Raw genomic sequence first — 18,718 nt, forward strand, 5'->3', positions numbered from 1 at the left:
TCGGATGCGGTCTCGCTCGCCGCGGCCGTGGGGGAGCCGCGCGGTGTTCGGTTTCGGGCATGTCCGCTCCTGTTCGCCGGGGTTTCGCAGGTCAATGGGGCGACTTGGCGGATCTGGCGAGCCGCCAGCCGCTGGCGGCGCGTTCGATGAAGCCGGACGCCGCCAGCAGGCCGAGCTTGGCGTTGACGGTGGTCAGGTCCATTCCGGCCTTGACGGCCAGGGCGGCCGGACCGGTCGCGCCCCGTGCCGGGAAGGACTCCAGGACGGCGCGGGTCACCGGTTCCAGCCGGTCGCGGGGGAGAACGGGCGTCCGCGGCGGCGGAGCCAGGTCGGCGCCCAGCCGGCCGACGGCCTCGACGATCTCCTCGGTGCGGCTGACCAGGACGGTGCCCTCCTGCCGTAGCAGCTGATGGCAGCCGACCGATGACCTGGAGGTGACCGGCCCGGGCATCGCCATCACGACGCGGCCGAGCCGGCGCGCCCACGCGGCGGTGTTGAGCGCACCGCTGCGGGCCTCCGCCTCGACGATCACCGAGCCGCGGGACAGGGCGGCGATCACCCGGTTGCGGACCAGGAAGCGCAGCCGGTGCGGATGGGTGCCCGGCGGCGACTCGCTCACCAGCAGGGACCGGCGCGCCATCTCGGCGAACATGCCCTCGTTGGAGGCCGGATAGGGGACGTCCACGCCGTTGGCGAGAACCGCCACCGTGCGCCCGTCGGCGGCCAGGGAGCCGCGATGGGCGGCGGCGTCGATGCCGAGCGCGCCTCCGGAGACCACCGTCCAGCCGTCGTCTGCGAGTTCGGAGGCGAGGTCGGAGGCCATCCGCCGCCCGTACGGGGAGGCGGCGCGGGAGCCGACCATGGCGACCGACCGCAGGCAGGCGTGCCGCAGGTCCTCGGGGCCGCGGAGCCAGAGCGCGTAGGGGCGCTCGCCGCCGAGGTCGTCCAGGGTGGTGGGCCATTCCGGCTCGTCCGGGCAAACGAGGCGCCCGCCGAACCGCGCGCAGACGGCCAGATCCCGGTCGGGTTCGGCGGCGGCCAGCCGGATGCGCCAGTGTTCCAGCCGCTGGACCTCCTTCGGAGCGGCGGGAAGATCGGGAGGGACGGTCCCGGACCGGATCGCGTCGAGCGCTCCCTCGGGGCCGCAGTGGCCGATGAGGCGGTTGAGGAACGCGTCCCCGGGCTCCGCGACGGCCGTGAGCGTGGCGCGGGCGGTCCGCTCCGGCGTCATGGGGATCATGGTCATGACCGCCCCGCGTGCCAGAGCGCCAGGGCGCCGCCGATGTCGTCCGCGTCGGGCTCGTCGTGACCGGAGAGATCGGCGATCGTCCACGCGACGCGCAGCACGCGGTCGAGGCCGCGTGCGCTGAGGATGCCCCGTTGCAGCGACTCGTCCGCCATGCGCATCGCGTCCTGACCCGGGGTGAAGCGGCGGCGCAGCTCCGGCCCGGGGATCTCGGAGTTCGATCTCCACGGAGTGCCGGTCAGGCGTTTCAGCGTCCGCTCCCTGGCGAGCAGAACGCGCTCGGCGACCACCTTGCTGGCTTCGGCGAACTCCAGGTCGTACCGCAGCTCGGCCCTGGTCGCGGGCGCCAGCTCCAGTTTGAGGTCGATGCGGTCGAGGAGCGGCCCGGTGACCCGGGTGCCGTACTTGCGGCGCACCCCGGGGGCGCAGGAGCAGTCGACCTGCTTGGCCGCCGCGCAGGGGCACGGATTGGCCGCGAGGACCAGGGTGAAGCGCGCGGGGAAGCGCGCGGTGCCCTCGGCCCGGCTGATCCGCACCTCGCCCGCCTCGAGCGGCTGGCGGAGGGCGTCGAGGGTGCCCCCCATGAACTCGGGCGCCTCGTCGAGGAAGAGGATGCCGCGGTGGGCGAGGGAGACGGCGCCCGGTTGCAGCACCCGGCCCGATCCGCCGCCGACCATGGACGCCCGGCTGGCGGTGTGGTGCGGCGCGTGGAACGGGGGCTGGGTGATCAGCGGCTGCCCGGGCGGGAGCGTCCCCGCGACGGAGTGGATGGCGGTGACCTCCAGCGCGGAGTCGGGCTCCAGCGGCGGCATCAGCGTCGGCAGCCGCTCGGCCAGCATGGTCTTGCCGCAGCCCGGCGGGCCGCTGAAGTAGAGATGGTGGCCGCCCGCGGCGCTGATCTCCAGGGCCCGCCTGGCCTCCGCCTGGCCCCGGACGTCGGCCAGGTCGAGATCGGCGGGGGCGTCGGTCCGCCGGACCGCCGGCCCCTCCACCGCCACCGAGGCGTCGTCGGGCTCGGTCTCCTCGATGGGCGGCGGCTCGTCCCGCAGGATGCACAGCAGGCCGCGCAGCGTCGCCGCGGAGACCACGTCCACGCCCGGCACCAGCTCCGCCTCGGCGGCGTTGGCCCGCGGCACGACGACCGTGCGGCAGCCGTAGTTCGCGGCGGCCAGCACCGCGGGCAGCACGCCCTGGATGGGCCGGAGCCTGCCGTCGAGGCCGAGCTCGCCGATCAGCACCAGCCCCGCGCAGGACCGCGCGGGGACGACCTCGGCCGCCGCGAGCAGCGCTACGGCTATGGCGACATCGAAGATCGACCCCTTCTTCGGCATGCTCGCGGGGAACAGCGACACGGTCACATGGCGGTTGGGCCAATCCTCGCCGGAGTTGAAGATCGCCGCGCGGACGCGGTCGCGGGCCTCGCTGAGCGCGGTGTCGGGCAGCCCGACCAGGTGCAGGCCCGGCACCCCGCTGGTGAGGGCCGCCTCGACGTCCACGACGAAGCCGTCCATCCCGACCAGGGAGACCGAACGGGTCTTGGCGAGCGTCATTCAGCACACCTCCTTCAGGTGATCGATCGAGAAGCCGTCCCCTTCGACGACCAGGCCGAGCACGTCCACCCGGACGGTGCTGCCGCTCACGCCGTGCGCGGCGGCCCACCGCCAGGCCAGCCGCCGTAACCGCGCGGACTTGGCCGTGGTGATCGCCTCCAGCGGGTCGCCGAACAGCGCCGAGCGGCGCGTCTTCACCTCGCAGACGACGTGGGCGCGGCCGTCGTGGGCCACGATGTCGAGCTCCCCTTCGGGGCAGCGCCAGTTGCGGTCGAGGACCTTCCAGCCGAGCCCGGCCAGATAGGCGGCCGCCGCGTCCTCCCCGCGCCGGCCCAGTTCGATGTGGGCTTTCATGTGCCTCACCTCCGGCCTCCGACGCTGCCGGATCCGCGATCCGCGGAATAGGCGAACGTCGTTCTGTGGAAAACCCCTCGGCAATTGCGGTGATTCGACGAAAACGGTCTTTTGGTGCTTGCTTCGGGACGGCGGGTGCCGCAGCGTGGCCTTGTGGATCTGAACGAGGCCGTGGAGGAATTCGGACGGCACCTGCGCGCCGAACGCGGCGTCTCGCCGCACACGCTGCGCGCCTACCTCGGAGACCTGACGGACCTGTGCGCCTACGCGGCCGCCGTCGGGGTCACGGACCCGGCCGAGCTGGACGTGTCGCTCCTGCGCGCCTGGTTGGCCCGCCAACACGCCCTCGGGCGGGCGCGCGCCACCCTCGCCCGCCGGACGGCGGCGGTACGCGCGTTCACCCATCACCTTCACCGGCGCGGCCTTCTGCAGGACGATCCCGGCCTCCTGCTGGGCACGCCGAAGAAACGTCGCGACCTTCCCGGTGTGCTCAATCAGGACGACGCGGCGCGCCTTCTCGACACAATGGACGCCGAAGGCCCGATGGGGTTGCGCGACCTGGCCGTCCTAGAGGTCCTCTACGGGACGGGTGTACGAGTCAGTGAACTGTGCGGGCTCGACGTCGACGATGTGGACACCGGCCGCCGGACGATACGCGTTCTGGGCAAGGGGGACCGCGAGCGCACCGTCCCCGTCGGCGAACCGGCCCTGCGCGCCGTCCAGGACTGGCTCAGAGCGGGCCGCCCGGCGGTGGCGACCGGGAACAGCGGCCCGGCGCTGTTCCTCGGCGCCCGCGGTGGCCGCCTCCATCCGACGAGCGCCCGCCGGATCGTCCATTCCCGGATCTCCGAAGCGGGCCGGATGCCCGATCTCAGCCCCCACGGACTCCGGCACACCGCCGCAACGCACCTGCTGGAGGGCGGCGCGGACCTCCGCAGCGTCCAGGAGATCCTCGGCCACGCCTCCCTGCAGACCACCCAGCTCTACACCCACGTCTCGGCCGAACGCCTCAAGCAGGTCCACCGCCAGGCCCACCCCCGCGCCGCCCGAGACGACCAAGGCCCCTGAGCCCCCCAGCCCTCCCAGCCGCTGCGGATTCCGGTGGCCGCAGGCTCTCCCGCATGCGAGGTGACCTCCCATGCGGGGTGGCCTCCCCATGCGGGGTGGCCCCTCATGCGGGGTGGCCCCTCGTGCGGGGGTGACGTTCCACGCGGGGTGAGGCCCAAGCACGCGGGTAAGGCTCCCGGCCTGCGGGGGGGGTGAGGCTCCTGGCATGCAGGGCGGGGCGTCAGGCCGGTAGCGGGGTGGCTACGTGCGTTCTTGGCGGCGTTGCGGGGTGCGGCGCAGGCGGCGCTCGTGGGCGAGGTCGATCACGCCGGGCGGCGGACGGCGGGCGCGGACACGGGTCCGGGTGCGGCGCCAGGCGAACGACACGGAGTAGGCGAGGAGCAGACCCGTGACGGCGCCTCCGGTGGCCGTCGTCGCGTCGCGGAGGGTCATGGCCGGTTCGGGCGGCCGCTCGGGCGGGGCGTGGCGTTCGTGCTCCCGGGACGGCGCCGCGTGCGGCCACCGCGGGAGGAGCCGCACGTCCCGCCTGACCAGGCTCAGCGGATCAAGGTAGACGCGCCCCTTGCGCAGGCCCCAGTGCAGGCAGGAGGCCGGGCAGTGGGAGCGACCGCCCTCGAGGACGCCGATCGGGGAGCCCATGGCCACCTGGCGTCCGGCATGGACACTGGGGCGGACGGGCAGGTACGTCGTGCGCAGCGGTCCGTGGTCGACGGCGACGACGCCTCGTCCGGCCAGGCGACCGGCGTAGGACACGCGCCCGGCACCGGCGGCGTAGACCGGCTCGCCGGGACGTGCCGCGAGGTCGACCCCGCGGTGGCCGGGGCCCCACGGGACGGCCGGCGGGGAGAAGGCGCGCAGCACCCGCGGAGCGGGCGGCCCCAGGGGCCATCGCCAGGCGTTCACCCCCGGGGATCCAGCGGTGATCACGCAGGTGAGGAGCAGTGTGAGGAACGTCATGGCAGCGAGCCTGCCGCCCGGCGGGCCGGTCCGTCGAGAAGGTGCGCGAACTGTGGATAACCGCTCGGTCCGTTGATTCACGGGCGCGTCCGCGCCCTGATAATCTGTAGTCGTGCCCGGAAGGACACCGGCCAGGGCCAGGCCGTCGCCGATCCGCCGTCCGGCGGGGAGGCGTGAAGCCGCTCCGAGCGAGCGGAGAGGTCACGGATCCGGGGAACGTTCCGGATCACAGCCGTACGGGGTCATCCCGGCGGCTGATTTCACGCGTCCGCATGCCACCGAAGACACATGGTGGGGCGCCGCCCCTCGGTCCGTCGCTCCGGCGACGGTGGGGCGATGCCCGGACGCAGGGCGACAACCAAATGCGGCCCGTCAGGGCCAGAGAAGGAGAACACGGGCAATGGCACCCGTCGTCACCATGCGGCAGCTCCTGGAGAGCGGCGTCCACTTCGGCCACCAGACCCGCCGGTGGAACCCGAAGATGAAGCGCTTCATCCTCACCGAGCGCAACGGCATCTACATCATCGACCTGCAGCAGTCGCTGTCCTACATCGACCGGGCCTACGAGTTCGTCAAGGCCACGGTCGCCCACGGCGGCACGATCCTGTTCGTCGGCACGAAGAAGCAGGCTCAGGAGTCCATCGCCGAGCAGGCCACCCGCGTCGGCATGCCCTACGTGAACCAGCGCTGGCTGGGCGGCATGCTGACCAACTTCTCCACCGTCCACAAGCGGCTCACCCGGCTCAAGGAGCTGGAGGAGATCAACTACGACGACGTGGCCGGCTCCGGGATGACCAAGAAGGAGCTGCTCGGCCTGCGCCGCGAGAAGGACAAGCTGGAGCGCACCCTCGGCGGTATCCGCGACATGGCGAAGGTTCCGAGCGCCATCTGGATCGTGGACACCAAGAAGGAGCACATCGCGGTCAACGAGGCCAAGAAGCTCGGCATCCCGGTCGTGGCGATCCTCGACACCAACTGCGACCCCGACGAGGTCGACTACCCGGTCCCGGGCAACGACGACGCCATCCGCAGCGTCAGCCTGCTGACCCGCGTCGTCGCCGACTCCGTGGCCGACGGCCTCCTCGCGCGCGCGGGCGCCGCGTCCGGCGGCGACGAGAAGCCCGCCGAGGGCGCCGCCTCCGGTGCCGCCGAGCCGCTGGCCGAGTGGGAGCGCGAGCTGCTGGAGAACAAGCAGGCCGAGGCCGCCGCCGCTCCGGCGGAGGAGCCCGCCGCCGAGGCGTCCGCCGAGACTCCCGAGGCGCCCGCCGAGGCCTCCGCCGAGACCCCCGAGGCCCCCGCCGAGGCCCCAGAGGCGTCCGCCGAGGCCCCGGCCGAGGCTCCCGCCGAGGCGGCGGAGGGCACCGAGGCTCCGGCCGAGACCCCCGCCGAGGGCCAGCAGGCTTGATCCCCGGTCCCGGCGGCGTCGCGAGGACGCCGCCGGGACCGTCGCGGGTCCACGACCAACGACGAGAGAAGCGAAGAGAGCGATGGCGAACTTCACCGCCGCTGACGTCAAGCGGCTTCGCGAGCTGACCGGCTCCGGCATGATGGCCGTAAAGAACGCCCTCACCGAGGCGGACGGCGACTTCGAGAAGGCCACCGAGCTGCTGCGCCTCAAGGGCGCCAAGGACGTCGGCAAGCGCGCCGAGCGCACCGCGGCCAACGGCCTGGTCGCCGAGCACTTCAACGGCTCGGGCGACGGCTCGCTGCTGGAGCTGAACTGCGAGACCGACTTCGTCGCCAAGAACGCCCAGTTCATCGAGCTGGCGGACCGGCTGGTCCAGTTCGCGGCGGGCAGCGGCGCGGCGGACGCGGCGGCGCTGCTCGGCGCCGAGATCGAGCCCGGCACGACCGTCCAGGCCCTGATCGAGGAGAACAGCGCCAAGATCGGCGAGAAGCTGGAGCTGCGCCGCTTCGCCCACTTCCAGGGCGCCTACGTGGCCAGCTACCTGCACAAGTCCGACCCGTCCCTGCCGCCGACCACCGGCGTGCTGGTCGAGCTGGACAAGGAGAACCCCGAGGTCGCCAAGGACGTCGCCCAGCAGATCGCGGCGATGGCCCCCAAGTACCTCGACCGCGAGGAGATCCCGGCCGAGACGGTCGAGAAGGAGCGGGCGCTCGCCGAGCAGCTCACCCGCGACGAGGGCAAGCCCGAGCAGGCCATCCCGAAGATCGTCGAGGGCCGGGTGAACGCCTACTTCCGCGACTTCGTGCTGCTGGAGCAGGCGTTCGTGAAGGACGGCAAGAAGACCATCGCGAAGGTCCTCGACGAGGCCGGCGTGAAGGTCGTGCGCTTCGCCCGGTTCAAGGTCGGGCAGGCGTAGGGGCACTCTGGAGACGGGGACCCGAGATTCAGCGACGCAACGAGGAGGCCGCCGACGTGCCGGAGAAGACCACCACTAGCGCGACGGCGGCCTCGTCGTCCGGGCGGCACGCGCCGCGCGCGGGCTGGAAGCGGGTGCTGCTGAAGCTCTCGGGCGAGGCGTTCGCCGGAGGCGACCCGCTCGGCATCGACCCCGAGGTCGTGCAGCACGTGGCGGAGGCCATCTCCGAGGCCGTCCGCGACGGCGTGCAGGTCGCGGTGGTGTGCGGCGGCGGGAACATGTTCCGCGGCGCCGTCATGGCCGAGCGCGGCATGGACCGCGGCCGCGCCGACTACATGGGCATGATCGGGACCGTCATCAACTGCCTGGCGCTGCAGGACTTCCTGGAGAAGCTCGGGCTCGACACCCGGGTGCAGACCGCCATCACCATGAGCCAGGTGGCCGAGCCGTACATTCCGCGGCGGGCGATCCGGCACCTGGAGAAGGGCCGGGTCGTCATCTTCGGCGCGGGGCTCGGGCAGCCGTTCTTCTCCACCGACACCACCGCCGCGCAGCGCGCGCTGGAGATCGGTGCGGAGGCCGTCCTGAAGGCCACTCAGGTGGACGGCGTCTACGACGCGGATCCCCGTAAGAGTCCAGAGGCGGTCAAGTTCGACCGATTGGATTACGGTGAGGTTCTACAGCGGGGTCTGAAGGTCATGGACGCCACGGCCATCAGTCTCTGCATGGACAACGCGCTCCCCATCGTGGTCTTCGACCTCATGGGGCAGGGCAACATCGTCCGGGCCGTCCGGGGTGAGAAGATCGGCACGCTGGTCAGCCCGGCACAGGGCTGACCGCGGCCCGGAACGCGGTGCAGGGCCGACCAGATGACATGGGAGTCACAGTGATCGACGAGACCCTCCTCGAAGCCGAGGAGAAGATGGAGAAGGCGGTCGCGGTCGCCAAGGAGGACTTCCAGGCCATCCGCACCGGCCGCGTCACCCCCGCCATGTTCAACAAGATCACCGCGGAGTACTACGGCACGCCGACGCCGGTCAACCAGCTGGCGTCGTTCACGCTGCCGGAGCCGCGGATGGTCATCGTCCAGGTCTTCGACAAGTCCTCCATGCAGGCGGTGGAGAGGGCGATCCGGGACAGCGACCTCGGCGTCAACCCCACCAACGACGGCAACGTCATCCGGGTGGTCTTCCCCGACCTGTCGGAGGAGCGCCGCAGGGACTTCATCAAGGTCGCCGGCACCAAGGCCGAGGACAGCAAGATCTCCATCCGCAACATCCGGCGGCGCGCCAAGGACACCCTCGACAAGCTCGCCAAGGACGGCGAGGTCGGCGAGGACGAGGTGCGGCGTGCGGAGAAGGAGCTCGACGACACCACGCACAGGTACGTGGCGCAGATCGACGAGCTGCTCGAGCACAAGAAGGCCGAACTGCTCGAAGTGTGATGGGACTCGACGACGCCGGGGGGCCCGCGGGCTCCCCGGATGAGCCGGAGGTCGACATGCCCGGCCCACCCCCGGGAGAAGCTCTGGACTCGCCCTCCGGCGAGGCGCCGGACGCCCCTGCCGAGAACGCCGCCGCCGCCGACGACGACGCCGCGGACGCCGTGCCCTCGGGAGCGACGGCCGCTCCGGACGCGCGCCCGGAAACCGCGGAGGAGCCGCCCGCGGACCCCCCGGAGGGCTCGCCGGACGACGCGTCCGCTGCCGGGCGTGAAAGCAGGACCGGCCGGAACCTGCCGATGGCCATCGGAGTGGGCGTCGCGCTGGGCGCCCTGGTGCTGCTGTCCCTGTACACGGTCAAGGCGATCTTCCTTGCCGTGATGGTGGTCTTCCTGTTCCTCGGCATGCGGGAGCTGACGGACGCGTTCAAGTCGCGCGGCGTCAGGGTCCCCTTCATCCCGCTGGCCACGGGAATGGTGGCCACACCGGTCGTCTCGTACGTGTGGGGGCCGACGGCCACGGTCGCGGCCGTGTCGCTCACCGTGCTGTCCCTGCTGCTGATCCGGATGGCGGAGGGCGCGGACGGCTACGTCAGGGACGTCACCGCCGGCTCGTTCGTGGCCGGGTACCTGGTGCTGATGGGCGGGATCGTCGCCCTCCTCATGAAGCCGGGCGACGGGGACGACCGCACCGTCATCTTCATCGCCACCACGGTCGCCAGCGACATCGGCGGCTACTTCGCCGGCACGTTCCTCGGCAGGCACAAGCTCGCCCCCACGATCAGTCCGAAGAAGACGTGGGAGGGCGTCACCGGCTCCGCGATCACCTGCATGATCGTCGGCGGCTGGCTGGTGTGGTGGCTGCTGGACGGCGGCCACGCCTGGCAGGGCGCGCTGGTCGGCCTCGCCGCCGTGGTGACCGCGACCGGCGGCGACCTCATCGAGTCGATGGTCAAGCGGGACCTCGGCATCAAGGACATGGGGACGCTCCTGCCGGGCCACGGCGGGGTCATGGACCGCCTCGACTCGCTGGTCGCGACGGCTCCCGTGGTGTGGCTCCTGCTGGAGCTGTTCGTCCCCAGCTAGACGTAGGGCGCTAGGAGACGATCCAGGAGCGGCCCTGCTGCGCCAGGCGCCGGATGAGCGCGTCCGAGCCCTCGCTCTTGGCGTAGCGGTGCTCCTCGCCGGTGATGGGGACGAGCCACAGCCACCGGACGGGATCGCCGTCCACGGACAGTCCGGTGAGGGCGGGCACGGCCGGACCATTCAGCCGGCCCGGGTCCTCCAGGAGGAGCACCCCTTCCCACTCGCCCTCATCGTTGCCGAGAGGGAACGTGCGGGCCTCGTGGTACCACTTCACCACGTCGCCTGGCGCGAACCATGTCACCGACCGCCACGGGTACTGGGCGAGCCACGGGAAGATGCTTCCCGCACGCTGGCTCTGAAGGGTGCTCGCCACGGCGAGCTCTATGCGGGCGTAGGGAGCGACGTCGTCCTCGTACAGCTCCACGGTGGGCATCCGCTGGCGGCTCATCCCGACCGAGCTGAGGATGGTGAAGTCGCGGTCGCCGCGCGCAGGGCGCTCCGTCACCCCGACGGTGGGGGACGGGGACGTGCGGCCTCCCGAGAGCTGGCGCCCCACGTCGTGCCAGTAGTGGCCACCCGGGCCGAGGCGCTGCAGCAGGTGGCCGAGGACGGACTGCTGGAACTGCGCCCACGAGCCGTCGGCGCGGCACATCTTCCAGTGCTCGCGGGCCCGCTCGATGCGCGGGCCGAACTCCGCGATCTCCTCGTCGATGGGGAAGGCGAACGGGCTCTGCGCCGTGGCGTCGCGCGCGTAGCCGGGGATGCCGCGGGCCATGTCCGACCATCCCGGGATCACGAACAACGGGTCGCCGGCCTCCAGGACGGCGACGCCGTCGCCCTCCTCGAACCACACCACCTCCAGGGTGGAGCCGTCCAGCGCCTCGCGCCCCTGCGGATGGGCGACGTGCGATTCCGGCAGGAGCGGCGCGCTGCCCGCCTCCAGCCGCGGCCGGTCCAGCGAGGCCGGGGCCGTGCGGTGGTTGGCGACCCAGACCGCGCCGATCACCGAGTCCCGCGCGTCCCGCAGGTAGGCCACGGTCACCGCGCCGTCGGACTCGACGACGAGCCTGCGGCTGCCGTACGGGCTGGCCTCGGCGTGCACGATCGTGGCGGCGGGGCCCCTGGGCGATGCGGTGCCCCTACGCAAAACCGACATGATCGAGACCTTAGTCGCAGACAAGGTCATGTGCAGCGATGTCGCAACCCGCGGGACGGTCGCGCGGAAAAGGATTGGGCACCGCGCGCGGACGAGGCATCGGCAGGTGTTTGCGACACTGGAAGCACCATGTCTGCCACCACCGAGCCCGCCACCGCGGGCGCCGCGCCCAAGAAGACCCCGGCGAAGCTCGTCTTCGCCGCACCGCGGCGCGGCAAGCCGCCCCGGCACCTGGCCGACCTCACGCAGGCCGAGCGCCGCGAGGCGGTCGCGGAACTGGGCGAGAAGCCCTTCCGGGCCGACCAGCTGTCGCGGCACTACTTCGCCCGCCTCGTCGACGATCCGGCGAAGATGACCGATCTGCCGGCGGCCGTGCGGGACCGGCTCGTGTCCGAGCTGCTGCCCTCCCTGCTCACCCCGGTGCGCGAGCTGGACTGCGACGGCGGCAGGACGCTGAAGACGGTCTGGAAGGCGTTCGACGGCGTCCTGTTCGAGTCGGTGCTGATGCGCTACCCGGACAGGGCCACGATGTGCGTCTCGTCCCAGGCCGGCTGCGGCATGAACTGCCCGTTCTGCGCCACGGGGCAGGCGGGTCTCACCCGTAACCTCTCCACGGCCGAGATAGTGGAACAGGTCGCGGCGGGTGCGCGCGCAATGGCGCGCGGGCGGATCCCCGGTGGGCCCGGGCGCGTCTCCAACATCGTCTTCATGGGCATGGGGGAGCCGCTCGCGAACTACAAGGCCGTTATCGGCGCGGTACGCCGCATTACCGACCCGGCACCCGCCGGTCTGGGGATCTCCCAGCGTTCGGTCACGGTTTCCACGGTCGGCCTGGTCCCGGCCATCGAGAAGCTCGCGGCTGAGGACATGTCGGTGCGGCTCGCGGTGTCCTTGCACGCCCCTGATGACGAGCTGCGCGACGACCTCGTCCCGATCAACAACCGGTGGAAGGTCGCCGAGGTCCTGGACGCCGCGTGGGCCTACGCCGAGCGCAGCGGGCGCCGCATCTCGATCGAGTACGCCCTCATCAAGGACGTCAACGACCAGGCCTGGCGGGCCGATCTTCTCGGCAGGCTCTTGCGCGGCCACCTCGTACACGTCAATCTGATCCCGTTGAATCCGACGCCGGGGTCCAAGTGGACCGCCTCGCGGCCGGAGGACGAGCGCGAGTTCGTCCGCCGCCTGGAGGCCCACGGGGTCCCGGTCACGGTGCGCGACACTCGGGGCAGGGAGATCGACGGGGCCTGCGGGCAGCTGGCCGCGGCGACGAAGGACTGAGCGCGCCGGCGGCGCCCCTGGGCCCCGCGGGCGCGGGCACGAGGGTTGAGGAGCACGGTGGCGCTGATGAGCACGCGGCTGCCGGTGGCGTTGCGAGGCTACGACCGGACCCAGGTGGACGGTCTCCTCGAGCGGATCTCGGGCGCGCTGAACGGCGGGCCCCCGGTGTCGGCCGACGAGGTGCGGACGGTGCGCTTCGACGTCGTCTTGCGCGGCTACGACCGCCGGGCGGTGGACGAGCTGGTGCGGGAGTGCATCAGGGAACTGCAGAGCAAGGCGCCGATCGCCGAGCGTCCCGGCCGCCCACGGGCCAACCCCGGATGGCTGATCAACTGGATCCAGAACGCCCGGTTCGCCGGCTCGGGCGTGCGCGGCGGGTACGACGTCCGGGACGTCGACGCGTTCCTCGACCGCGTCGTCTCCGGGCTGCGCGGCGTGGCGCCGCCGGTGACGGCCCGCGACGTCCGGGAGAGCGCGTTCCGCGTCGTCCGGCTGGGACCGGGCTACGACGAGCAGGAGGTCGACCGGTTCCTCACCCAGCTCGCCGGTGCCCTCGAAGGCCGCTGACGCCGCGCCAGGCCGCTGACGCCGCGCCCGACCGTTGACGCCGCGCCCCGCCGCGGAGTTATCCACATTTTCGCCGCGGGGTGGTGACCGGGACCGGGGCGCAGCAGGCTTCGGGGCATGGACGACTTCGACGCGCAACGCCGGCGGCTGGGCTCCTTCCTCGGCCTGCTGTTCACCACCGAGATCATCTCGGCCCTGCTGTCCCTGGCCCGGCCTGCGGTGCGGCTCGGCGCCGCCGGGGAGGTCCCGGTCACGCTCGGCGGCGCCCCGGTGCTGCCCGCCGCCACGGCCTGGCCGGTCTGGAGGGGCCGCCCGCTGGACTTCCTCGGCGCCGTCGACTTCACCGAACTCACCGCCTGGGGAGAGATCCCCGGGATCCCTCGTGGCGGCACCGCCGCCTTCTACTACGCGAGCGGCACGCCGCGCCCGTGGGGCGACGCGTCCGGCCAGCGGGACGGCTGGCGCGTTTTCACCGGTGATCTGCACCGCGCCGAACCACCGCCCGGCGCCCTGTCCTACCCACCGGCGGACTTGCGCGCAGCCCCGTTCCTGTCCCTGCCGTCACCGCAGGAGGCGGTCATACGACGCCTCGAACGGGTCCACCGCGGTTTCCTGGCGGAGTACGAGCAGTTGCACGCGGTCTGGTCCACGCAGGCAATGCCCGCGCACCAGCTGGGCGGGTGGCCCGACCTCGTCCAGCGGCCGATCGGTCCGGACTGCCTGTACGCCTCCACGGGCCGCCCGCTCGAGACCCTCGAAACCCCGGAGCTGTCACCGGACGAGCAGGCGGCCGTGGACGACTGGCGCCTTCTGCTCCAGCTCGACTCCGATCACCGCCTCGGCTGGTACTGGGGCGACCCGGGCCGCGTCTACTTCTGCTCTCGCCGGGACGACCCTTTGGAGCGGGCATGGCTGACCGTCCAAGCGGCCTGACATCCCGGAGGGCCGTCCATCCCGGTCGCCGGTGCGGGGAGGGATCAGCGACGGAGACGGATGGTGATCACGTACGCCGTGCAGACGACGGCCGACCAGAGGGCGAGATGGAGCACGAGACCGGGGAAGTCCGAGATGAAGGTGTCGGGGCCGTCGTGCGCGGACCGCAGCCACTCGATCATCGGCACGGAGAGCCAGGACAGCCGGCCGAGGCCCAGCAGCAGTACGGCCGTCGCGCCGCCCAGCAGCGCCAGAAGCGACGCTCCGGGGTCTGGGATGACCGCCCGGCTTGTCCAGGCGCCGAGCAGCGTGCCCGCGAGTGCGACCGGCACGCTCAGCGCGCACCCGGCCAGGATCGATCGCCCCGGCGCCTCCACGAGCAGCGCCTGCACGAGAGGAACTGCCAAGACGACGGCGCCCAGGCAGAGGTTCACCGTGTAGGCGGCGAGCAGGCCGGCCCACGTGGGCGTCCAACGGTGGCGTGCCGCCGTGGCCGACAGCGCCCGCTGCTCGTCCGGCTGCGTGTCCAGCAGGGCACGCGCCGTCCAGGCCCACACCGGGAACATGAACGCCGCCACGTCCCCGAAGGCGCCGACGGCCAGCGCGGTGCGCTCCGGGCCGCTCGGTCCTTGGAGCAGCACGAGCACTATGACCAGCGCGACGACGATCACCGGATGCAGGACGCGCAGCGAACGCACGTACCCCGCCACCTGGAACCGCGCGAGCGCGATCATCGATCCTCCGCGCGGTCGGCGAGTGCGGCGGTCCTGCTGCACGAGGTGGTCATGGGCCGGGTCTCCGGACGGTGTAGCCGTCGGCACGGAGCTTGGTCTCCACGGTGTCGGCGTCGTTCTCGGGCACCACGACCTCGAGCACCGTGACCCTCGGCGTGTCAGGGTCCTCGCCGGGGGCGAGGCGGGTCACGGTGCCGCCCGAGACCTGGAGCCGGCCGATGCCCGGAAGGGCTTCGATGCAGCGCTGGTGGTCGCTGATGACCACGGTGGCGCCGTCGGCGGCGCGACCGGCGATCAGTTCCGGCAGGGTGTCGCGGGTCGCGGTGTCCAGGCCGGCGAAGGGCTCGTCCAGGATCAGGAGCCCCGGATCGCCCATGAGCGCCTGGGCCAGCCCGACCTTCTGCGCGCTGCCCTTGGACAGCTCCAGCAACCGCACATCGAGGAGGTGCTCGAAACCGAGACGTCCGGCCCACGTCCCGATCACGTCCTCGGGTACCCGCCTGATGGCGGCCATGTGGGCGAGGTAGGCGCGGACCGTGAAGGGCTGGTCCACCGGGAAGCGCTCGGGCGCGTACCCGACCCGGCTCGGCCGGTCCCGCACCGCACCCCTGCGGGGCGTGCGCAGACCGGCGATGAGGCGAAGGAGCGTGGACTTGCCTGCCCCGTTCCGGCCGGTCACCTCGGTGACGCTGCCCGCCGGGAGGGAGAGCGTGACGTCCCTGAGCACCCAGGGACCCCTCCGGTGATAGCGGAAGGCGACATCGTCGAGCCGCATAGGACACGAAGGGTAGCGGCGGAAACCTAAGCACGCCGTTAGGGAGGAGGCTGCGCGGGCGGGCCGGGGGCGGCAGAATGCCGCGCATGGCTGACTCCGCGTCCGGCAGGACCTGCGTCTTCTGCGAGATCGTGAAAGGGGAGCGTCCCGCGCACATCGTCCTCGACGTCCCGGACGCGCTGGCGTTCCTCGACACCCGGCCGCTCTTCAAGGGGCACACCCTGCTGGTGCCGCGGACGCACTACGAGACCCTGCCGGACCTGCCCGCCGAACTGCTCGGGCCGTTCTTCGGGCACGCGCAGCGGCTCGCCGCGGCCATGGAGTCGGTGCTGGGCGCGGCCGGATCATTCGTGGCCATGAACAACCGCATCAGCCAGAGCGTCCCGCACGTGCACGTCCACGTCGTCCCCCGCAACCGCAAGGACGGCCTGAGGGGATTCTTCTGGCCGCGCCAGAAGTACGACTCCGACACCGAAGCCGCCGACTACGCCACCCGCCTCGCCACCGGCCTCCGTGAGCCGGCCTGAAGTGGAGCCGGCTCGGGCTGGGAGCGGTGCGATGGGGGCCTCGGGCCGCACGCGAGGTGCAGGGGCTTCGGGCCGCACGTGGTGCGGGGGCTTCGGGCCGCGCGCGAGGTGGGGGGCTTCGGGCCGCACGCGGGGCGTGGTCAGACGTCCCGCGTGCGGGGCGGGAAGCGGGCGCGGTCAGGGCAGGGCTAGGAGGAGGGCCACGTAGGGTTCGGCCGGCGCGGTGTCGGGTGGTGTGTCCGGGGTGGCGGCGCGGACGGCGGCGGCGTGCTCGTAGAGGTCGCGTTCGGCGCGGTCGAGAGCGGCGGACAGGACGTAGTCGGCGACGTTCCAGCCGATCAGTTCGGCGGCCTTGCGGATGGCGAGGAGCTGCTCGGCGGATGTGCTCAGGACGATGTGGTCGTCGGCTTCGGAGGCGGGAAGGTCCTGGCGGACCGACTCAGACATGGCCGGTCTCCTTCCTTGCGGCATCTCAAAGTACGCCGGGAGGGGTTGCCGGGACATCCTCAATCGGGACGAGAATCGACGGATGGCGGGCGATGGCGGACGGCGGCGCGCGGCCTCAGCGGGTGCCCCAGGAGTAGGTCTGTTTCCGCAGCTTGAGGTAGACGAAGCTCTCGGTCGAGACGACTCCGCGGACGGCCCGGATCCGGCCGAGCAGCTCCAGCAGCCGCTCGTCGTCCTCGCAGACCAGCTCGAGCAGGATGTCGAACGAGCCGGCGGCGATGACGACGTAGTCGATCTCGTCGAGGGCGGCGAGCTCGTCGGCGATCGTCTCCAGGTCGCCCTCGCACTTGACGCCGATCATCATCTGCCGGGAGAAGCCGAGCATCAGCGGGTCGGTCACGCCGACGATCTGCATGACGCCGGCGTCGAGGAGCTTCTGCACCCGCTGCCGGACGGCGGCCTCGGACAGCCCGACGGCCTTCCCGATGGCGGCGTAGGAGCGGCGGCCGTCCTGCTGGAGCTGCTCGATGATCTGCTTGGCGGTCGCGTCGAGCTGGACGGCCGGCCGGGCCGGCCCCCGGCGGGCGGGAGGGCGCTCCTCCGTCATCGTAGGTACTCCTAGCTGCGGCATCGAGGGTGTGAGGCGGTTGGACCAAGTGAATCAGTCGTGAAACTGGATCGTAACAACGGAATCACTTGTGTTGGTCGAGAACCTCTGTCAGGGTCAGGCCAACAGGACAGTTCGGGCGGCGGCGCCCAGGAAGGAACGAGATGAGCGGCGAACGGCTGCGCAACTTTATCGGTGGCGAATACGTGGACGCCAAGGACGGGCGGACGCTGGAGGTGGTCGACCCCAGCACCGGCGAGGCGTACGCGCAGGCGCCGGTGTCCGGCGCCGAGGACGTCGACGCCGCGTTCCGCGCCGCCGCGGAGGCGTTCCCCGCCTGGCGGGACGCGACGCCCGGCGAGCGCAGCCTGGCGATGCTCCGGTTCGCGGACGCGGTCGAGGCGCGGGGGCGCGAGCTGGTCGAGGCGGAGAGCCGCGACACCGGCAAGCCCGTCCAGCTGACCATGGAGGAGGAGCTGCCGCCGATGGTGGACAACCTCCGCTTCTTCGCGGGGGCGTCCCGGGTCCTGGAGGGCAAGGCGACCGGCGAGTACCTGGCGGACCACACCTCGTCCATCCGGCGCGAGCCGATCGGGGTCTGCGCGCAGGTGACGCCGTGGAACTACCCGATGATGATGGCGGTCTGGAAGATCGGGCCGGCGCTGGCGACGGGCAACACCGTGGTGCTCAAGCCGTCGGACACGACCCCGGTCAGCACGCTGATGCTGGCGGAGATCGCCGCGGAGTTCCTGCCGCCGGGCGTGTTCAACGTGATCTGCGGCGACCGCGACACCGGCCGCGCGCTGGTGGAGCACCCGACGCCGCAGATGGTGTCGATCACCGGCAGCGTGCGGGCGGGCATGGAGGTCGCCGCGGCCGCCGCGAAGGACCTCAAGAAGGTGCACCTGGAGCTCGGCGGCAAGGCGCCCGTCGTGGTGTTCGACGACGCGGACGTGGAGTCGGCGGCGCAGGGCATCGCCGAGGCCGGCTACTTCAACGCCGGGCAGGACTGCACCGCGGCGACGCGGGTGCTGGTCGCGGACCGGCTGCACGACGAGTTCACCGCCGCCCTCACCGAGGCCGCGCGCGGCACCGTGGTCGGCCCGCCGAGCAACACCGACGCCTTCTACGGCCCGGTGAACAGCGCCGCGCAGCTGGAGCGCGTCCAGGGCTTCATCGACCGGGTCCCGGCGCACGCGGAGGTGCTGGCCGGCGGTTCGCGGTCCGGCGACACCGGCTACTTCTTCGAGCCCACGGTCGTCGGCGGGCTCCGCCAGGACGACGAGATCGTGCAGAACGAGGTGTTCGGCCCGGTCATCACCGTCCAGCGCTTCTCCGACGAGGCGCAGGCGATCGAGTGGGCGAACGGCGTCCGGTACGGCCTGGCGGCCAGCGTGTGGACGCAGAACCACGGGCGCGCGATGCGCATGAGCAAGGCACTGGACTTCGGGGCGGTGTGGGTGAACACCCACATCCCGTTCGTCTCGGAGATGCCGCACGGGGGCTTCAAGCACTCGGGCTACGGCAAGGACATGTCGATGTACGGAATCGAGGACTACACCCGCGTCAAGCACGTCATGCACTACATCGGCGCCTGACGGACCCACCGCGGCGGTGGGCGGGCCGGCGTCCGTCCTCTGGACGGGCGCCGGCCGGCGCGGGGGCGCCG

At 72.2% G+C, this 18,718-nt stretch carries 20 protein-coding genes; 11 read left to right on the forward strand and 9 right to left on the reverse strand.

Annotated features, from left to right (window positions below; genetic code table 11):
- Nucleotides 1-91: 91 nt before the first annotated feature.
- From dprA to ACA514_RS25005, 3 genes are read right to left on the reverse strand one after another with little or no spacing between them, the layout of a single operon-like run.
- Nucleotides 92-1,246, reverse strand: a complete 1,155-nt coding sequence (gene dprA / locus ACA514_RS24995; RefSeq protein ID WP_375043644.1) for a DNA-processing protein DprA — start codon at nt 1,244-1,246, stop codon at nt 92-94.
- Entirely contained in the window at nt 1,243-2,796 is a 1,554-nt protein-coding gene (locus ACA514_RS25000; protein ID WP_375043645.1) for a YifB family Mg chelatase-like AAA ATPase, read from the reverse strand. Before ACA514_RS25000 ends, dprA begins: the two co-directional genes overlap by 4 nt.
- The gene (locus ACA514_RS25005; protein ID WP_375043646.1) at nt 2,797-3,150 is read right to left on the reverse strand and encodes a YraN family protein; all 354 of its coding nucleotides are present in this window, start codon (nt 3,148-3,150) and stop codon (nt 2,797-2,799) included.
- A gap of 153 nt (nt 3,151-3,303) precedes the next feature.
- Here ACA514_RS25005 and ACA514_RS25010 point away from each other — a divergent pair, with 153 nt between their 5' ends.
- Nucleotides 3,304-4,218 (forward strand): tyrosine recombinase XerC, encoded by a 915-nt coding sequence (locus ACA514_RS25010; protein ID WP_375043647.1) that lies wholly within the window; start codon nt 3,304-3,306, stop codon nt 4,216-4,218.
- Between the two features lie 240 nt (nt 4,219-4,458).
- Here ACA514_RS25010 and ACA514_RS25015 read toward each other — a convergent pair whose 3' ends face one another.
- The gene (locus tag ACA514_RS25015; protein WP_375043648.1) at nt 4,459-5,175 is read right to left on the reverse strand and encodes a murein hydrolase activator EnvC family protein; all 717 of its coding nucleotides are present in this window, start codon (nt 5,173-5,175) and stop codon (nt 4,459-4,461) included.
- Between the two features lie 400 nt (nt 5,176-5,575).
- Between ACA514_RS25015 and rpsB the strand changes: the two genes are divergently transcribed.
- The 5 genes from rpsB (at nt 5,576) to ACA514_RS25040 (ending at nt 10,025) form a co-directional block, all read left to right on the forward strand.
- Nucleotides 5,576-6,580: a 30S ribosomal protein S2 gene (rpsB, locus tag ACA514_RS25020; protein WP_375043649.1), complete on the forward strand. Its 1,005-nt coding sequence runs from the start codon at nt 5,576-5,578 to the stop codon at nt 6,578-6,580.
- Nucleotides 6,581-6,662: 82 nt separating this feature from the next.
- On the forward strand, nt 6,663-7,499 hold the full coding sequence (gene tsf / locus ACA514_RS25025; RefSeq protein ID WP_375043650.1) for a translation elongation factor Ts: 837 nt from the start codon (nt 6,663-6,665) through the stop codon (nt 7,497-7,499).
- 134 nt (nt 7,500-7,633) lie between these two features.
- Entirely contained in the window at nt 7,634-8,335 is a 702-nt protein-coding gene (pyrH, locus tag ACA514_RS25030; RefSeq protein ID WP_344278829.1) for a UMP kinase, read from the forward strand.
- A gap of 50 nt (nt 8,336-8,385) precedes the next feature.
- Nucleotides 8,386-8,943: a ribosome recycling factor gene (frr, locus tag ACA514_RS25035; RefSeq protein WP_375043651.1), complete on the forward strand. Its 558-nt coding sequence runs from the start codon at nt 8,386-8,388 to the stop codon at nt 8,941-8,943.
- 56 nt (nt 8,944-8,999) lie between these two features.
- Nucleotides 9,000-10,025, forward strand: coding sequence for a phosphatidate cytidylyltransferase (locus tag ACA514_RS25040; protein ID WP_375043652.1), 1,026 nt, complete (start codon nt 9,000-9,002; stop codon nt 10,023-10,025).
- 10 nt (nt 10,026-10,035) lie between these two features.
- Here ACA514_RS25040 and ACA514_RS25045 read toward each other — a convergent pair whose 3' ends face one another.
- Complete coding sequence (locus ACA514_RS25045; protein ID WP_375043653.1) at nt 10,036-11,181, reverse strand: suppressor of fused domain protein; 1,146 nt, start codon at nt 11,179-11,181, stop codon at nt 10,036-10,038.
- A 129-nt stretch (nt 11,182-11,310) separates the two neighbouring features.
- On the opposite strand from ACA514_RS25045, the gene rlmN reads away from it, so the two are divergent.
- From rlmN to ACA514_RS25060, 3 genes are all read left to right on the forward strand, one after another.
- A complete protein-coding gene (gene rlmN, locus ACA514_RS25050; RefSeq protein ID WP_344278779.1) occupies nt 11,311-12,459 on the forward strand; it encodes a 23S rRNA (adenine(2503)-C(2))-methyltransferase RlmN in 1,149 nt (382 codons plus the stop codon).
- Between the two features lie 66 nt (nt 12,460-12,525).
- A complete protein-coding gene (locus ACA514_RS25055) occupies nt 12,526-13,026 on the forward strand; it encodes a DivIVA domain-containing protein (protein ID WP_375043654.1) in 501 nt (166 codons plus the stop codon).
- Nucleotides 13,027-13,143: 117 nt separating this feature from the next.
- On the forward strand, nt 13,144-13,959 hold the full coding sequence (locus ACA514_RS25060; protein ID WP_375043655.1) for a DUF1963 domain-containing protein: 816 nt from the start codon (nt 13,144-13,146) through the stop codon (nt 13,957-13,959).
- A gap of 44 nt (nt 13,960-14,003) precedes the next feature.
- Here the strand turns inward: ACA514_RS25060 and ACA514_RS25065 are convergent, their stop codons facing one another.
- Both ACA514_RS25065 and ACA514_RS25070 read right to left on the reverse strand, forming a co-directional pair.
- Nucleotides 14,004-14,693: a hypothetical protein gene (locus ACA514_RS25065; protein WP_375043656.1), complete on the reverse strand. Its 690-nt coding sequence runs from the start codon at nt 14,691-14,693 to the stop codon at nt 14,004-14,006.
- 49 nt (nt 14,694-14,742) lie between these two features.
- Nucleotides 14,743-15,420, reverse strand: coding sequence for an ATP-binding cassette domain-containing protein (locus tag ACA514_RS25070; RefSeq protein ID WP_375043657.1), 678 nt, complete (start codon nt 15,418-15,420; stop codon nt 14,743-14,745).
- Nucleotides 15,421-15,554: 134 nt separating this feature from the next.
- On the opposite strand from ACA514_RS25070, the gene ACA514_RS25075 reads away from it, so the two are divergent.
- Nucleotides 15,555-15,995: an HIT family protein gene (locus ACA514_RS25075; RefSeq protein ID WP_375043658.1), complete on the forward strand. Its 441-nt coding sequence runs from the start codon at nt 15,555-15,557 to the stop codon at nt 15,993-15,995.
- 177 nt (nt 15,996-16,172) lie between these two features.
- On the opposite strand, the gene ACA514_RS25080 is transcribed toward ACA514_RS25075, so the two are convergent.
- Nucleotides 16,173-16,442, reverse strand: coding sequence for a DUF1778 domain-containing protein (locus tag ACA514_RS25080; RefSeq protein ID WP_375043659.1), 270 nt, complete (start codon nt 16,440-16,442; stop codon nt 16,173-16,175).
- Between the two features lie 115 nt (nt 16,443-16,557).
- Nucleotides 16,558-17,049, reverse strand: a complete 492-nt coding sequence (locus ACA514_RS25085; protein WP_344278800.1) for an Lrp/AsnC family transcriptional regulator — start codon at nt 17,047-17,049, stop codon at nt 16,558-16,560.
- Nucleotides 17,050-17,213: 164 nt separating this feature from the next.
- On the opposite strand from ACA514_RS25085, the gene ACA514_RS25090 reads away from it, so the two are divergent.
- Nucleotides 17,214-18,647: a gamma-aminobutyraldehyde dehydrogenase gene (locus ACA514_RS25090; RefSeq protein ID WP_375043660.1), complete on the forward strand. Its 1,434-nt coding sequence runs from the start codon at nt 17,214-17,216 to the stop codon at nt 18,645-18,647.
- Nucleotides 18,648-18,718: the final 71 nt, after the last annotated feature.

This window comes from Actinomadura sp. NTSP31, assembly GCF_041951385.1.
In the GTDB taxonomy this organism is placed as follows: Bacteria; Actinomycetota; Actinomycetes; order Streptosporangiales; family Streptosporangiaceae; genus Spirillospora; species Spirillospora napierensis.

What these genes read in the sequence shown, in the direction of transcription:
- dprA (WP_375043644.1), bottom strand. Translation starts at nt 1,246, where the DNA reads ATGACCATGATCCCCATGACGCCGGAGCGGACCGCCCGCGCCACGCTC.
- ACA514_RS25000 (WP_375043645.1), bottom strand. Translation starts at nt 2,796, where the DNA reads ATGACGCTCGCCAAGACCCGTTCGGTCTCCCTGGTCGGGATGGACGGC.
- ACA514_RS25005 (WP_375043646.1), bottom strand. Translation starts at nt 3,150, where the DNA reads ATGAAAGCCCACATCGAACTGGGCCGGCGCGGGGAGGACGCGGCGGCC.
- ACA514_RS25015 (WP_375043648.1), bottom strand. Translation starts at nt 5,175, where the DNA reads ATGACGTTCCTCACACTGCTCCTCACCTGCGTGATCACCGCTGGATCC.
- rpsB (WP_375043649.1), top strand. Translation starts at nt 5,576, where the DNA reads ATGGCACCCGTCGTCACCATGCGGCAGCTCCTGGAGAGCGGCGTCCAC.
- tsf (WP_375043650.1), top strand. Translation starts at nt 6,663, where the DNA reads ATGGCGAACTTCACCGCCGCTGACGTCAAGCGGCTTCGCGAGCTGACC.
- ACA514_RS25040 (WP_375043652.1), top strand. Translation starts at nt 9,000, where the DNA reads ATGCCCGGCCCACCCCCGGGAGAAGCTCTGGACTCGCCCTCCGGCGAG.
- ACA514_RS25045 (WP_375043653.1), bottom strand. Translation starts at nt 11,181, where the DNA reads ATGTCGGTTTTGCGTAGGGGCACCGCATCGCCCAGGGGCCCCGCCGCC.
- rlmN (WP_344278779.1), top strand. Translation starts at nt 11,311, where the DNA reads ATGTCTGCCACCACCGAGCCCGCCACCGCGGGCGCCGCGCCCAAGAAG.
- ACA514_RS25055 (WP_375043654.1), top strand. Translation starts at nt 12,526, where the DNA reads ATGAGCACGCGGCTGCCGGTGGCGTTGCGAGGCTACGACCGGACCCAG.
- ACA514_RS25060 (WP_375043655.1), top strand. Translation starts at nt 13,144, where the DNA reads ATGGACGACTTCGACGCGCAACGCCGGCGGCTGGGCTCCTTCCTCGGC.
- ACA514_RS25065 (WP_375043656.1), bottom strand. Translation starts at nt 14,693, where the DNA reads ATGATCGCGCTCGCGCGGTTCCAGGTGGCGGGGTACGTGCGTTCGCTG.
- ACA514_RS25075 (WP_375043658.1), top strand. Translation starts at nt 15,555, where the DNA reads ATGGCTGACTCCGCGTCCGGCAGGACCTGCGTCTTCTGCGAGATCGTG.
- ACA514_RS25080 (WP_375043659.1), bottom strand. Translation starts at nt 16,442, where the DNA reads ATGTCTGAGTCGGTCCGCCAGGACCTTCCCGCCTCCGAAGCCGACGAC.
- ACA514_RS25085 (WP_344278800.1), bottom strand. Translation starts at nt 17,049, where the DNA reads ATGACGGAGGAGCGCCCTCCCGCCCGCCGGGGGCCGGCCCGGCCGGCC.
- ACA514_RS25090 (WP_375043660.1), top strand. Translation starts at nt 17,214, where the DNA reads ATGAGCGGCGAACGGCTGCGCAACTTTATCGGTGGCGAATACGTGGAC.